14 protein-coding genes and 1 pseudogene are annotated in these 13,873 nt (G+C 48.2%); 14 read left to right on the plus strand and 1 reads right to left on the minus strand.

Annotated features, from left to right (window positions below; translation table 11 throughout):
* Positions 1-826 precede the first annotated feature (826 nt).
* The 14 genes and pseudogenes from NST44_RS14515 (at position 827) to NST44_RS31065 (ending at position 12,520) form a co-directional block, all read left to right on the plus strand.
* Positions 827-1,273, plus strand: coding sequence for a hypothetical protein (locus tag NST44_RS14515; RefSeq protein WP_007127865.1), 447 nt, complete (start codon positions 827-829; stop codon positions 1,271-1,273).
* 401 nt (positions 1,274-1,674) lie between these two features.
* Complete coding sequence (locus tag NST44_RS14520) at positions 1,675-2,802, plus strand: ABC transporter substrate-binding protein (RefSeq protein ID WP_244152629.1); 1,128 nt, start codon at positions 1,675-1,677, stop codon at positions 2,800-2,802.
* 80 nt (positions 2,803-2,882) lie between these two features.
* Entirely contained in the window at positions 2,883-3,839 is a 957-nt protein-coding gene (locus NST44_RS14525; protein WP_445670728.1) for a FecCD family ABC transporter permease, read from the plus strand.
* Positions 3,836-4,888 (plus strand): FecCD family ABC transporter permease, encoded by a 1,053-nt coding sequence (locus NST44_RS14530; RefSeq protein WP_007127868.1) that lies wholly within the window; start codon positions 3,836-3,838, stop codon positions 4,886-4,888. The genes NST44_RS14525 and NST44_RS14530 overlap by 4 nt, the downstream gene beginning before the upstream one ends.
* 32 nt (positions 4,889-4,920) lie before the next feature.
* On the plus strand, positions 4,921-5,736 hold the full coding sequence (locus NST44_RS14535) for an ABC transporter ATP-binding protein (RefSeq protein ID WP_028404706.1): 816 nt from the start codon (positions 4,921-4,923) through the stop codon (positions 5,734-5,736).
* Between the two features lie 250 nt (positions 5,737-5,986).
* Positions 5,987-7,174: a GTP-binding protein gene (locus NST44_RS14540; protein ID WP_007127870.1), complete on the plus strand. Its 1,188-nt coding sequence runs from the start codon at positions 5,987-5,989 to the stop codon at positions 7,172-7,174.
* Positions 7,175-7,208: 34 nt separating this feature from the next.
* On the plus strand, positions 7,209-8,024 hold the full coding sequence (locus NST44_RS14545; RefSeq protein WP_213614545.1) for an AAA family ATPase: 816 nt from the start codon (positions 7,209-7,211) through the stop codon (positions 8,022-8,024).
* Between the two features lie 93 nt (positions 8,025-8,117).
* Positions 8,118-8,267: a 50S ribosomal protein L33 gene (rpmG, locus tag NST44_RS14550; protein WP_007127873.1), complete on the plus strand. Its 150-nt coding sequence runs from the start codon at positions 8,118-8,120 to the stop codon at positions 8,265-8,267.
* Positions 8,268-8,344: 77 nt separating this feature from the next.
* Positions 8,345-9,052: a metal ABC transporter ATP-binding protein gene (locus tag NST44_RS14555; RefSeq protein ID WP_340901442.1), complete on the plus strand. Its 708-nt coding sequence runs from the start codon at positions 8,345-8,347 to the stop codon at positions 9,050-9,052.
* Complete coding sequence (locus tag NST44_RS14560) at positions 8,998-9,861, plus strand: metal ABC transporter permease (RefSeq protein ID WP_340900004.1); 864 nt, start codon at positions 8,998-9,000, stop codon at positions 9,859-9,861. The genes NST44_RS14555 and NST44_RS14560 overlap by 55 nt, the downstream gene beginning before the upstream one ends.
* Complete coding sequence (locus tag NST44_RS14565; protein ID WP_340900005.1) at positions 9,854-10,906, plus strand: metal ABC transporter substrate-binding protein; 1,053 nt, start codon at positions 9,854-9,856, stop codon at positions 10,904-10,906. Before NST44_RS14560 ends, NST44_RS14565 begins: the two co-directional genes overlap by 8 nt.
* Before the next feature lie 5 nt (positions 10,907-10,911).
* Positions 10,912-11,046: pseudogene (locus NST44_RS14570) on the plus strand (30S ribosomal protein S14); the annotation flags it as partial.
* 185 nt (positions 11,047-11,231) lie between these two features.
* Positions 11,232-11,693, plus strand: a complete 462-nt coding sequence (locus NST44_RS14575; RefSeq protein WP_007127877.1) for a Fur family transcriptional regulator — start codon at positions 11,232-11,234, stop codon at positions 11,691-11,693.
* Positions 11,694-12,151: 458 nt separating this feature from the next.
* Positions 12,152-12,520, plus strand: coding sequence for a hypothetical protein (locus NST44_RS31065; RefSeq protein ID WP_007127878.1), 369 nt, complete (start codon positions 12,152-12,154; stop codon positions 12,518-12,520).
* A gap of 322 nt (positions 12,521-12,842) precedes the next feature.
* On the opposite strand, the gene NST44_RS14580 is transcribed toward NST44_RS31065, so the two are convergent.
* On the minus strand, positions 12,843-13,625 hold the full coding sequence (locus tag NST44_RS14580; RefSeq protein WP_007127879.1) for a M15 family metallopeptidase: 783 nt from the start codon (positions 13,623-13,625) through the stop codon (positions 12,843-12,845).
* Between the last annotated feature and the right edge of the window lie 248 nt (positions 13,626-13,873).

Consider the following 13,873-nt stretch of genomic DNA (forward strand, 5'->3'; position numbering starts at 1 on the left):
GCGGCTTTTTGCTGTGCTGGTGGTGGGGCCTCGATGTGTGAAGGTGCAGGCTCTGAAGTATTGAAGGATGCTCAAACGGAGCGTGTAGGTGCAGCTTCGAAGTGTGAGGGTCAGTGGAGCGTGCAGTTGGGGCCTCGAAGTGTGAAGGTAGCTCATCACTCCGCATGCGGATGGTGCCTCTTATCGCTGTTGTCACCGGATTTCTTGAAAGGGATTGGTAAATGGGGAAATCCGGAGACAAAGGCGACCACTCACGTTTCTCCAGCCCCATTCCGCCTGCTCCGTTGAAGTTCTTACCGTTCGAGGCCTAACCGTTGGTGGAAGCGTCCCTTCCCCCCTATCAGTGGGGGGAAGGGGGAAAGCCGCTCAGGTGTGTACGTCCTGAGCGGCTTTTTGCTGCGCTGGTGGTGGGGCCTCGATGTGTGAAGGTAGCTCAGCGGAGCGTGCAAGTGCTGGCCCCGATGTGTGAAGGTTGCTCATTACTCCGCATACGGAAGGTGCTTCCGATTGCTGCTGAATGGTAATTTCCCTAAGATCCGTTATAGTATGGTAGAATGAGCGGAGAAACTTGAGGGAACCTGCCCCTGTCCGAGTTGAGGTTTAAGTATGAGCTGGGCGGTGTTTAGGTTTGAACGGCACTGAACGAAATGAACACCATTAAAGCTATGGTGGGTTCAATACTTTTTACATTCAGGTGAATGGTTCCGTGCTGGAAAGGCACGACCCCGGACATTAGATTAGCTAATCTACGTTGGGGGCGGGCTGTTTTTGCACCAAGATGCGATTTCGGGAAAACAATTGGAATCAAAGGATGAAAGGGAGAGCGATGAAATACATTATAGGTTTCATTTTGCTGATGCTGTTGATGACGGGATGTTCAGGTAAAGAAGCCAACGTGCCTGATCTGGACAATAGGATGTCTAAGGTTTTTTCTTACGAGTTAAATCAAGTTGAACCTGAGCATAGTGAGCAGGTCCGTGATTGGTTGGCTAAAGCTAGACAAAGCGGGAAAGAGGGGCAGTTTTTTGTTCATTCATTCAGTAATGACACAGATGAATACGTGTATAACTATGTGTACAAAAAAGGGGCTTCCGATTATGAAGTTTCCTTTATTTATAATCCCGATGACCCGAGAAGCAAAGGAAGCGTACATGTGTCAGGGATCAACCATTCGGCGAATGACTCTTTTGTTAAGATCAAATTAATTAACGATTTATCGATTCTGGTAAATCTGTCCGATGACCCCATTGGAAAGAAACTGCAAGATCAATAAGGACAACGGGATCAGCATGCCACTGATGTCGGCGGGTCGGAAGAATGGAGAATTGAAGGAAGTTTTAATAGAGGCGAGGGATCGGTAACGGTGAGAAGACAATAGCATATTAGTCCAAGAGGCCGCGTTGCCGCGGCTTTTTTGTATGTAAGCGATCGGGATTTTTGTCTAATCCGCGACGAATCTTCTTGGAAAAATATGTTGACTATTTCATGGCGGCATGCTATATTTCTTTCGAATTTAATAGTAATAATTACAATTTAATTACCTCGATAATGTATTTTAGGTGGTGGAGATCAATGTGATTAAGAAGGGAATACATATCATTTTCATGGGCAGTTCAGTGATTTTCATGCGTTTAATTCGTAATTATTACAACTATAGGTAAGGGGATGTACCATATGCGCAAACGTCTAGGTATCGTATTTTTGATAATTGCAGCACTCATTTCTGGCTGCGGCAGTGTTCCTCAAAAAACGGCGACTGAGACCGCAACGGACAGAATGGATCCAAATGCTGAAGGGGTAGCGTTAAATGCTGGAGGGGCAGTGCCAAGTGATGAAGAGGCAACGCTAAATGCTGGAGGGGCGGCGCCACATGGTGAAGGGGCCGCGTCCAATGCTGAGGAGACAGCGTCAAATGAGGAAGGAACAAGCGCCAAATCGACATTCAAGGATGTAACCGGAACGGAGATCTCCGTTGACTTGCCGGTGGAGAAGGTGGCGTGTTTAACAGAGATCTGTGTAGATGCCCTGGTTGAGCTGGGATTGAAACCTGCTGCGGTAACGGCGGGAGGACTTGCGCCAGAACCGGAATTTTATGGTGAGGAAGCAGCAAGCCTCGGAATAATCGGAGGAAGCTTCTTTGAACCCAATTTGGAGGATATTTCGTTGGCGGGACCGGATCTTGTCATTGGATTGGAAGGAACCCATGAAGGGTTGCGGGAAGGCTTAGCCGGCATTGCTCCGCTGTACATCGTCCAGCCCAAGAGTATGCAAGAATCGATCGAGTTCCTGCAGCATATGGGCCAGCTGACCGGAAGAGTAACGGAAGCCGAAGCGGCCGAGAAGCGCTTGCTGGATAAATTCAATTACTACAAGGAACACAGTCCGAAGGATAAGACCGCATTGGTGATGTACGGGTCTGATGTAAATTTCGGTATCGATACGGCCGGGTCGCTTGTGGGCTCGATGCTGGCGGAAGTCACGCAATACCCATGGCCCGCACCCGAGGCTGACGGCGGCCACCAAGCAGGGGGGATGGCTTACTCGTTGGAAAAGGTGCTTGAGAATGATCCGGATTATATTTTTGTCGAAACTTTCACGTTCAGCCCCGACTCACAGCCATTATCCGAGCAATTCAAGACGAACCCGCTGTGGTCCAGACTCCGCGCGGTGAAGAATGGACAGGTTCATGAGATGCGCACATCCGTATGGGCCAGCGGCAGGGGAACGCGGTCGCTCGGCATCATTTTAGACGAAGCGATGAGCCACATGTATCCCGAGCTTTATATGAAAGCGGTGGAATAGCATTGCAGCGTATCGATTCCACCATAATCAAGAGAGCAAAAATAGGGGGAGCGCCCCTTTTTTTTGCATTGTCTTTCATGATGGCTGCTGTGATATCAATAGGCATGAAGCACGGCTACCCGGAAATATCCTGGTCAAGCTTGCAGCAGCTGCTGTTCTTTAACGGGGGAACCGAACTCGAGAGGGTGTCCGTTCTGGAGATCAGGCTTCCCAGAATCGTACTAGGATGCATGGCCGGAGCGATGCTGGGGTTATGCGGCGTTCTTCTGCAGGATGGACTTCGAAATTCATTAGCAGGTCCGGAGTTGTTAGGTGTTTCTTCGGGAGCTTCGTTTATGATGGCTCTTGTTACGGTTTTACATGTTCCCGTCTCCTATGGCATGCAGCCATGGTTTGCCCTTCTTGGAGGACTTATAGGCGGGGCTGTGGTTATCTTGGCAGCCGGGGGAAGAAATGGAGGCATACATATTATCCTTATCGGCGCTGCTGTCACTGCGATCATGAACGGATTGGTGGTATGGGTGATTACGATGGGGTCATCCAATAGTGCGAGCCTCTTGTTTACGTTTCTGATGGGGAATTTGGCGAACCGCAATTGGACTCATGTCGGTCATCTGTTGCCTTGGGCGCTCGTTACGATTCCCCTTTCCTTAAGCTTCGCCAGATCGTTGAACGTACTGCGCTTGGGGAGCGAGACGGCCGAAGGGCTGGGACTTCATGTCATGCGGGTGCGTATTTATCTGCTCATCGTATGCTGCGCGATGACGGCAGCGGTTGTATCCCAGTGCGGACCTATTGGCTATATTGCCTTGATCGCTCCACACCTGATACGGAGCTTATCACAGCAATATGACGCAAAGTTCGTTCTTCCATTCTCGGCAATGCTCGGAGCCGTCCTGTTAACAACGGCCGATATCCTGGCACGAACCATGTTTATGCCCAGGGAAGTGCCTGTCGGGCTTTGGACGACTCTAATCGGCGGACCTGTTATTATCGCATTATTTTTGCGTAAGCTTGGGGGGCGGCCTTCAGAATGAACAAGCTGATCCGTAATCGCAATCCCTATGAGATGACATATAAGATCGGACTCCTGGCAGCCTTGCTGCTTGTCCTGATTCTGTGTGTCATGCATATCGCATTTGGCAAAGTGGTGATTTCACCGCAGCATATTCTGCGTGCTTTGGCGAACGTACAAGAAGAGGAACACCATCGACAAATCATATGGCAGCTTCGATTGCCAAGGACTTTGATTGCGCTTGTAGCGGGCGCCATGCTGGGCTTGGCAGGAGCGATTCTTCAGTCCATAACCCGCAACCCGTTGGCAGAGCCGGGATTACTCGGCGTATCGGCAGGCTCGGTGTTGATGATCGTCATTTGGATCACATTTGCTGACGGTTTAGGGGATGCGACGAGGTATCTTCCTTTGGTTGCATGGACCGGCGGCATCGGCACCGTCCTTTTTGTTAACGCATTAAGTCTTGGCAAGGGAATGGATATCACCAGGCTTGCGTTAGTCGGAATACTAACGGGCAGCGTATTGCAATCTTGCACCTCATTGATACTGCTCCGGCATACGGAAGCGGTCGGCAGCATCTTGTTATGGATGATCGGCTCCCTTAATGGCCGGGTATGGGTGCATTGGGATATGCTTTGGCCTTGGGCATTAGTCATCATCCCTCTCGGTCTTCTTAGCGCTGGAGCTGCGAATGCGTTGCAATTGGGGCAGTCTACGGCGGCTAGTCTGGGCGTGTCTGTTCGTCGAATGAGATGGATGATGCTCATCCTGGCGGCAGTGCTGACCGCAGGAGCGGTTGCAGCTGTTGGCGCGATCGGATTTATTGGTCTTATCGGTCCTCATATTGCAAGGAGACTGGTAGGCCAAGATGCAAGAAGATTATTCCCTTTCAGTACGGTTGTCACAGGCGTGCTGCTGCTCGGCGCCGATGTCATTGCCCAGGCCGTATCGTTCGAGCTGCATGTATTCGGTTTAAGCTCGCAAGTTTCCCTTCCGGTAGGGGCAGTTACCGCCTTTATGGGGGCTCCTTTTTTTCTGTATCTCATTAAGCAAAAAAGAAAATCACATTGAATGTTTCAACGAACAAGGAGACAGAGACGAAGATGAAAGAAGATCAATCCCAAAAACCCTTGCTGGAAGCTCAGAACATAGAGCTGCGATATAACGACAAACCCATCCTCAAAGAGCTGTCTATGGATATCCTATCGGGTGGTGTGACTGCGCTCTTGGGCACCAACGGATCCGGCAAATCCACGCTGCTTAAAACCATGGCACGGCTGCTTATGCCGCAGAAAGGGTGTGTATATCTGGATGGGCATGCCATTGCAAAAGAATCTCCGAGGTCCTTGGCAAGGAAGATGGCGATACTCCCTCAGTCACCGGAGGTTCCGATGGCCATTACGGTCAGAGAGCTGGTAGAGCAGGGACGGTATCCTCATGTAGGTCCGCTGCGGATGTTGAAAAAGCAGGATCATGCTGCGATCGAAGAAGCGCTTGAAGTTACCGGTATGCAAGCTTTCGAGCAGCGGCCGCTGGATTCTCTCTCGGGGGGAGAAAGGCAGCGAGCGTGGATTGCCATGGCGATCGCGCAGTCGACTCCCGTGTTAATGCTGGATGAGCCCACGACATTTCTGGATGTTCGACATCAGTTGGAGATACTGGAGCTCGTTAGGAGGCTGAACCAGGAGAGGGGGACTACGATCATTGTTGTGCTTCATGATTTGAATCAGGCGGCGAGATACGCGGATCGCATGGTTGTTCTAAAGGACGGGCGGATTGTACGGGATGGTACGCCGGATCGAGTGCTGACTGAAGCTGTGCTGCAGGAAGTGTTCGGAATACACGCTACGGTGTTGAAGGATCCTGTGGCGGGAACGCCCATATTCCTGCCCCATTCAGTCGTTCATCGTGAAGGATGAGGAATTGCTCAACGCTTACAAAATCAAGGGCTGGTAGACCAGGGATCCATGATCATCTTTGGTCTATTCGCTGTGGTTTTTTTGGAGCCAAGATGATTTGTGATCCTAACGAACTGCCGTATCGAAATATGGACGTTTGACATTTTGAATAAAAGCAATTATATTAGGGTTGTCATAAATCGTAATCATTACGAATAAGATGGATTAGTCTATTTTAAGTCCAATATCAAGTCACAAGGAGAAGAATGCAATGACACAACAACAAATCCCCGTAACGGTACTCAGCGGGTATCTAGGCTCGGGAAAAACGACGGTATTAAATCACGTACTGAATAACCGGCAAGGCCTGAAGGTCGCTGTCATTGTAAATGACATGAGCGAGATTAACATTGATGCAGCACTGGTTAAGGGAGAGGCGTCCTTATCCCGCACGGAAGAGAAGCTGGTTGAGATGTCCAACGGATGCATATGCTGCACGCTGCGAGATGATTTAATGAAGGAAATCGAAAAACTCGCGAGCGAACAACGGTTTGATTACATTCTGATTGAATCCACAGGCATCAGCGAACCGATCCCGGTCGCTCAAACATTTACATATGCCGACGAAGAGACAGGGATCGATTTAACGAATCTGGCCAAGCTCGATTGTTTGGTCACCGTCGTGGACGCGAATCGATTCTGGCAGGATTTCGCATCCGGTCAGAGCCTTCTGGACCGCAATCAGGGCGCGGGAAGCGAAGATGATCGTGATGTCGTGGATTTGCTGATCGATCAGATAGAAACCTGCGATGTACTGCTCCTAAATAAATGTGATCTCGTGGATGACGCGGAATTGAACAAGCTTGAAGCTGTCCTTCGAAAGCTGCAGCCAAGCGCCAAGATCATTCGTACCCTGCATGGACAGGTCGATCCGTCGGAGATCTTGAATACGGGATTGTTTGATTTTGAACGTGTAAGTTTGTCAGCCGGATGGATCCAGGAATTGCAAAAAGAAGCGCATGTCCCGGAGACCGAAGAGTATGGAATCAGCTCCTTCGTGTATCGCCGCAGAAGGCCCTTTCATCCATCCCGGTTGGCTGAATTCATGGGGGAATGGCCTGAACAGGTTGTTCGAGCCAAAGGACTGGTGTGGTTGGCTGCAGATGGAGATGTTGCGGCAAGCTTAAGCCAAGCTGGCCCTTCGATTCAGTTTGGACCCGCCGGATATTGGGTTGCCGCGCTTCCTGCAGCCGAAAGAGAGGAGATTTTACGAACCGAGGAGGATGTACGGGTGAAATGGGACACCCATTGGGGAGACCGGCAAACCGAGTTGGTGATGATCGGGATCGATATGGACCGAGAGCATATTGAGGCTGCGTTGGATCAGTGTCTGCTTACCGATGTGGAGATGAGCTTGAATTGGGCGCGCTTTGAGAATCCATTGCCTTGGATTGCATAACTGATTATATACACTGAAGGAGCAGCAGCCATTCATGAGTAAAAGTAATGCGAGCCAGCGTCTTCCCCGTGCGAAGGGAATTGACATGGCAAATCTATATTCACCCAAAGACTGTGCCAAAAAGGCAAAGCATCTCATTTTGTCAGAAGTCAATCAAAGAATTGTGAAAGAATTTATTGGAATTTTAGGGATGAGGGAGGAGTTTGAACAGCATGGCGTGCCGGTTCCAAACAAGATTGTCATGTTCGGACCTCCAGGAACAGGTAAGACGTTAACGGCTTTTTACATGGCTAAGGTCCTTGAGCTTCCACTTGTCTTGGTTCGCTTGGACGCGATCATCCACAGTCATTTGGGGGAGACCGGAAGCAATATCCGTAAAATATTCGATTATGCCAGCGCGTTCCCGTGTGTCCTGTTTCTGGACGAATTCGATGCCATTGCCCGTACTCGAGACAACAACGATGAAGTCAAGGAGATGGCGCGTGCTGTAAACACGCTGCTCCAATGCTTGGATGACTTTGGAGACCGGAGCATTATTATGGCGGCCACCAATTTGGAAAAAGATCTGGATCAGGCGATATGGCGCCGATTCGATACGAAGTTAATCTACACCGTGCCTGAGCAGGAGCAAAGGAAGTTATACATTGAAATTCTCATTGGCGAATTTGAATGTGATCCGTCAATTCTCACTGAAACTTGCCGGCAGCTTGCAAGGTGCAGCTTTGCTGATATCGAGCAGATTGTGCTAAAAGCAAAACGTAAAGCGATTATTGAGCGAATGCCTCTTCAGATGAAGCATATGCAGAACGCGATTGAAGAGTATAAACCAATAATTGTCGCTGCTTATTAATAGAAGTCATCATCCGATTGGGGATTGACAAAGGATACACATAGAGATTACGATTGTTAATCGTAAACATTACTAATAAGGAGGATGCAAAATATGAGAGTCATCGTTACCCTGGCATGCACCGAAACAGGAGATCGCAATTACACGACAACCAAAAATAAGAAAAATCATCCTGAGCGTTTGGAAATGCGCAAGTATTGCCCTAGATTGAAAAGATATACGCTGCATCGCGAGACACGTTAATATAAGCAGCGTTATTAATCGTAATTATTACGTAAGACAGTGTTGAATGTTCTGTCATGAGGAAGGAAGAGATTGAAATGATTTTGTCCTCCATGCGCGACGTCGTGTTTGGATACGGAGATCGAACCGTCATCCAGAACTTGTCACTGGATATCCATACCGGGCAATTTATCGCGATTTCAGGTCCCAATGGTGCAGCGAAATCGACCCTGCTGAAATTGATGCTGGGCTTGATCAAGCCTTGGAGCGGAACGATTGAAATGAATCGTGTGTCGGAGGATGGATCACCAATAACGGTTGGTTATGTTCCCCAGCTTGTGGCTTCGTTTAATGCCGGTTTCCCCAGCAAAGTCATCGAACTTGTTCGTTCAGGCCGTTATCATCGTCTCGGGTTGTTCAAACGGTTTGCAGCCAGCGATCATGAGGCCGTCAAGCAAAGCCTGATGGAAGTGGGAATGTGGAAATATCGCAACCATAAGATTGGTGAATTGTCAGGCGGTCAGAAGCAGAGGGCTTGTATTGCAAGAGCATTGGCTCAGGAGCCGGAGGCGCTGATCCTTGATGAGCCAACAACCGGGATGGATGAAGCGAGCCGTAAAGAGTTATACGAGCTGCTGGATCGCTATGTGAAACAAAGAGGAAAAACGGTGATCATGGTTACCCATGCATTGGAGGAAATCGATCCTTACCTGGACCGGGTCGTCCATCTGGAACGAAAGGAGGATACGGGATGGCGATGCTCGGTTACGAATTCATGCAGCGTGCGTTTTGGGCAGGAGGCCTGATCGGTGTAATCGCTCCGATCCTCGGCGTATATTTAATGCTTCGTCGGCAGGTGCTTATGGCTGATACCCTCTCGCATGTTTCGCTGGCAGGGGTGGCATTAGGATCGTTCTTGCATCTTAATCCGACGATAAGCGGATTTGTCGTCGCCATCATCGGAGCGCTTGTCATTGAACAGCTTCGAAGGGTATACCGCACCTACACCGAGGTGCCGGTCGCCATTATCATGACCTCCGGACTGGCAGTGGCCGTCGTCCTGATGAGTGTGAATCCGCATTTGAACAAAAGCTTCAGTTCCTACCTTTTTGGATCCATCGTTGCGGTCAGTGATACCCAGCTCGCTTTGATTGCCATCGTAGCCGCATTAGGGCTGGTGTTTTTTGTAGCCTTACGCCGGCCCCTGTATAACTTCGCCTTTGATGAGGAGACTGCTGCAATCTCAGGAACTCGGGTTTCGCTTCTTTCGTTTTCATTCGCCGTGTTTACGGGCATGACGGTCGCTGCCTCCATGCCGATCGTTGGCGTATTGCTAGTATCGGCGCTTATTGTGCTTCCAGCCTCGATCGCGCTTCGGATTGCTCCCGGATTTTTAGCTGCCATGGGCGTAGCCGTCCTTACAGGATGGGTTGGCGTTTTCTCGGGACTAACCGCCTCCTACTATTTGAATTCGCCGCCTGGTGGCACCATTGCTCTCATTTTGGTAGGGTTCTTGCTCATAGCTGTATCCATTCAGAAGCTGCTGCAATTGCGAAATCGAAGAGCTGTACAAATAAACAAACCGAAAGTAAGAGGAGTTATTAATCATGATTAAGAGTTATAAACGAATCCTTGCCGCTTTTTCATTATCCGCAGCATTGGCTGTCGCGGGCTGCGGTTCTGCCAAGCCAAGTGAATCCAATGGAAGTATGAATACAACGGAAAGCCAAGTAACAGATACATCGACAGCAGCAAAATTAAAGATTAAAACAAGCTTCTATCCGATGTATGAATTCACGCGCCAAGTTGCTGGTGATATGGCGGATGTCGAGAATTTGGTTCCGGCAGGGGTTGAACCGCATGACTGGGAACCTACGCCGCAGGATATGGCAGGCATTGCTGATGCTGACGTGATTGTGTATAACGGTGCCGGTATGGAGAGTTGGATTGATCAGGTACTGGATAGCGTTAAAGATCGCGATCTGAAGGTAATTGAGGCAAGCCAAGGAATAGAGATCATGGAAGGCGAAGGGCATTCCCATTCGCATGACCATGGCGCAGAAGGTGAACATAGCCAAGAAGATGAACATGCCCATGACCATGGCGCAGAAGGCGGGCACCATCATGATCACGGCGGTCTTGATCCCCATGTGTGGCTTTCACCTGCTCTTGCTATTCAGCAAGTGCGTAATATTGAACAAGGCTTGGCCGAAGCAGATCCTCAGCATAAGGATGCCTACAAAGCGAATGCAGATTCTTACGTAAGTAAGCTGGAGGCGTTGGATCAGGAGTTTAAAGAAGGCTTGAAGGATTCCAAGAGAAAAGACTTCATCACCCAGCATGCTGCGTTCGGTTACTTGGCCAAAGAATACGGCTTAACCCAGGTACCGATAGCAGGCCTGTCCCCTGATCAGGAGCCATCGGCATCGCAAATGGCCAAGATTATTGAATTCGCTAAGGAAAATAACGTAAACACCATTTTCTTTGAAACGCTTGTCGCTTCAAACGTTGCAGAAACGATTGCCGCTGAAATCGGAGCAACCACCGCTGTATTAAATCCGATTGAAGGGTTGACGGAAGAGGATATTGCCAAACAGCTTGATTATATTGCGATCATGCGCCAAAATCTCCAAGCGCTGCAGGCTGCTTTAAATGAATAGATTCGACAAGACTTCACAATCGCTGCGCGGTGACCGGCAGACCCCGAGGCTATATTAGCAAGTTTGGCGTGTCGCGGATCGTGTTTCGCGAGCTAGCCCACAAAGGACAAATTCCAGGTATCAAGAAGTCCAGCTGGTAAGACGCACGTTTGAGTAAAGATAGAGGGCGAGGGCTAACGTACTCATTGTTTGACATCCATTCATTTCATGATAGTAGCCATATATGACATTTCCCTTCATTCTTGATAAAATACAAGGATAAATCTTTTTCAAAACATGGAGACGGTATTATGCAGGATGTTTTGTATACTCAGGAAGGGAACGTATGGTAATGAAGGAGAACAGCCAAGCCAAAGTGAAAGACATGCTGAATACGATGGCGCGAAATGGATGGAGAGTAACGGAACAAAGAAGGACGTTAGCTCAGATCTTCGCTGACCACGACGGTTATTTATCACCCAAAGATGTATATGATCAAATGTCCGTCTATTACCCGAGCATGAGTCTGGATACGGTTTATCGTAATCTTCGCATGTTAAGTGAGATGGGGGTTTTGGAGCATTTCTATTTTATGGACGGGGGATTAAAGTTCAAAGAGAACTGCACGACCCACCACCATCATCATTTGATTTGCGTTAACTGCGAAAAAACACTTCCCTTTGATTACTGTCCAATGGACCACGGTTTGGTATTACCCGGGAATTACAAAGTCTTGCGGCATCGCTTTGAGGTTTATGGATTATGCGAAGGCTGCCAAGCACTTGAGAAGGAAGAGACTTTGGAATAAGGAAAGTCTATGATAAAAAAATAATAGGCCTCTCAGCTGGAACGGGCGTATGTCTAGAGCTGGGAGGTCTTTTAGCGTAAATAGGGAAATAGCTTATGCAGCCGCATAACCAGCAAGCTGTTCATGGAACCAGTCCTCGTCAAAGTTGAGGTTACAATATCGTTTTGATAAGTTCACCTCGTATCATGCAGCGGAAAGCAGCACATGTAAGGAGTTACCCATAACAACTTGGGATATCAGAAGTTGGGTGAGAAAGGTTCCTGTTGTTGTATTGTCCGGATTTCCTTAAATAGTTAAATCGATGACTATGAATCTTGTAAATAGACTTGAGAGGATTTAAGGATAACGAAATCTATGTTTATACGAAAAAACAAACTTTTAAACTGATATTTTTGCCTTATACCATTCTCTCAACTTGGTAATATACTATATCATTCCCAAGAAAAGGAGTGGTATAGATGGCAAACAGCGATTTACGTCTTGCTCTTTGGTCTGGCCCTAATTTTTCTGTTCGTAGGATTCTCTTCAGACGCGGAGGTGTTGCAATTCGCGATCTTGGAGCATTTCGATTTGACAACATCCTTTCGAGTTTTCGGCTTAGAAATGTAGTGGAAAGCTCTCAAGTAACCCTTGTACTATTTTCGAGAATTAACTTTCAGGGATCATTCCGTGTATTCCGGGGAAGCCAAAATGTAGCGAACTTAGGCAATTTTGATAATGTAACATCTTCGCTCATTTTGGTAGGACGAAATCTTACGGATGCTGAAATTTCTCAAATTCAAAGCACAGGCAGACCGCCTAGAGACATCCTCATCATAAGACAGTAATTCCTGCAAAAGGGAACTCTCGATTTGGTTGGCAATATGCATCAGCATTATGGAACCGTGTAATTTAGGATGTAGGATTCATGGTCAACGAAAAGCAGCTCACTCCTCATTAGAGGATGGGCTGCTTTTGTGATTTTTCAAATCATCGAGAAAGAAATTTTCGATGCAGAAAGGGAAAGCTTCCATACTACGCTATCGGAATTGAACTATGATCAATATGAAATGGAATAATACATTATTATTTGTCCTGATGAGTTAGATGATGTTCATGTCTAAGAGGCGCTTAACACGAAACGGGCAGCAGGGCTGCCCGTTCTTAAAGTCAGATGGATTTCTGCAAGTATTGCTCAAGCGTCAAGTTCTGTCTCGTGATCTCTCCCGCAATATAAACGCCGACATACCGAACATGCCAAGGCTCGTACGAATAACCGGTAAGCTTTTCCTTACCCTTGCCATAACGAATAATGAAGCCGTATTTATGGGCGTTGGCTTTCAGCCACTTGCCTTCCTTCGTGCTGCCGAAGCTTTGCTCCAGTGCATATCCAACCGAGGCGCTGGAGATGTCCATGCTTAGACCGGTCTGATGCTCGCTCTGTCCCGGGCGCGCGCTGGTCTTGTTCGCTACGGCTTCGCCTTTGATGCTGGCGTTGCGTTCAAAGATCGATTTTTGCGTGGCGTACGAACGGTAGCCGGAGACAGCTTTGAGCTCAATGCCGTCCTTTTTAGCAGCAGCGAATAAATCCTCCAAGGCATTGGCCGCGATTTTTCTCAACTGCTTCTTAGGGCTTGGCCCAGAGAAGCTGAACGGAACATTGGGAACGACCAGATCCTTCGGAACATAAGTGGAAGGTAGATTTCTCTGCTTGTTTACCAGTACAACCGTGCTGGAAAGGTTCGTGACCGTTTGAATTCCGCCTATGGTTTTCACGGTCCGGCTCGGAGCGTTCATCTGCATAAATTTCGCGAAGCTCTGCGACGAGCGCGATGCAGCGGCAATCGCTTGATCAGCTCCCTTTGGAAAAGGCATGCAGGTTAAAGCCAAGCTTGCGACCAAGGAACCGATGACGATTTTCGGCATGAACGACGTTAATTTGCTATTTTTCATATGCTGTATCCCTCCTGATCCCATTACACATAGAGTATATAGGAGAAACATGTCGAAATAATATCTAAAATGTTTCCGACTTGTAACAAGAATCATAGATGCCTAGATGGAGGAGTCCTTTCCTATGAATCTACCGTCTTTTGACATTTAGATGTATAATTCAGGAAGTAAGCTATAAACAACCAACGACCCAGCCTAGGATTAATAGCGATCTGTGGCTGGGTCATTTCTATAGATTACAGAGAACC

This window comes from Paenibacillus sp. FSL W8-0919 (assembly GCF_038003785.1).
Classification (GTDB): Bacteria; Bacillota; Bacilli; order Paenibacillales; family Paenibacillaceae; genus Paenibacillus_AQ; species Paenibacillus_AQ lactis.

What these genes read in the sequence shown, in the direction of transcription:
- NST44_RS14535 (WP_028404706.1), top strand. Translation starts at nt 4,921, where the DNA reads ATGAAAGAAGATCAATCCCAAAAACCCTTGCTGGAAGCTCAGAACATA.
- rpmG (WP_007127873.1), top strand. Translation starts at nt 8,118, where the DNA reads ATGAGAGTCATCGTTACCCTGGCATGCACCGAAACAGGAGATCGCAAT.
- NST44_RS14580 (WP_007127879.1), bottom strand. Translation starts at nt 13,625, where the DNA reads ATGAAAAATAGCAAATTAACGTCGTTCATGCCGAAAATCGTCATCGGT.
- NST44_RS14520 (WP_244152629.1), top strand. Translation starts at nt 1,675, where the DNA reads ATGCGCAAACGTCTAGGTATCGTATTTTTGATAATTGCAGCACTCATT.
- NST44_RS14575 (WP_007127877.1), top strand. Translation starts at nt 11,232, where the DNA reads ATGGTAATGAAGGAGAACAGCCAAGCCAAAGTGAAAGACATGCTGAAT.
- NST44_RS14525 (WP_445670728.1), top strand. Translation starts at nt 2,883, where the DNA reads ATGGCTGCTGTGATATCAATAGGCATGAAGCACGGCTACCCGGAAATA.
- NST44_RS14555 (WP_340901442.1), top strand. Translation starts at nt 8,345, where the DNA reads ATGATTTTGTCCTCCATGCGCGACGTCGTGTTTGGATACGGAGATCGA.
- NST44_RS14560 (WP_340900004.1), top strand. Translation starts at nt 8,998, where the DNA reads ATGGCGATGCTCGGTTACGAATTCATGCAGCGTGCGTTTTGGGCAGGA.
- NST44_RS14545 (WP_213614545.1), top strand. Translation starts at nt 7,209, where the DNA reads ATGAGTAAAAGTAATGCGAGCCAGCGTCTTCCCCGTGCGAAGGGAATT.
- NST44_RS14565 (WP_340900005.1), top strand. Translation starts at nt 9,854, where the DNA reads ATGATTAAGAGTTATAAACGAATCCTTGCCGCTTTTTCATTATCCGCA.
- NST44_RS14515 (WP_007127865.1), top strand. Translation starts at nt 827, where the DNA reads ATGAAATACATTATAGGTTTCATTTTGCTGATGCTGTTGATGACGGGA.
- NST44_RS31065 (WP_007127878.1), top strand. Translation starts at nt 12,152, where the DNA reads ATGGCAAACAGCGATTTACGTCTTGCTCTTTGGTCTGGCCCTAATTTT.
- NST44_RS14540 (WP_007127870.1), top strand. Translation starts at nt 5,987, where the DNA reads ATGACACAACAACAAATCCCCGTAACGGTACTCAGCGGGTATCTAGGC.
- NST44_RS14530 (WP_007127868.1), top strand. Translation starts at nt 3,836, where the DNA reads ATGAACAAGCTGATCCGTAATCGCAATCCCTATGAGATGACATATAAG.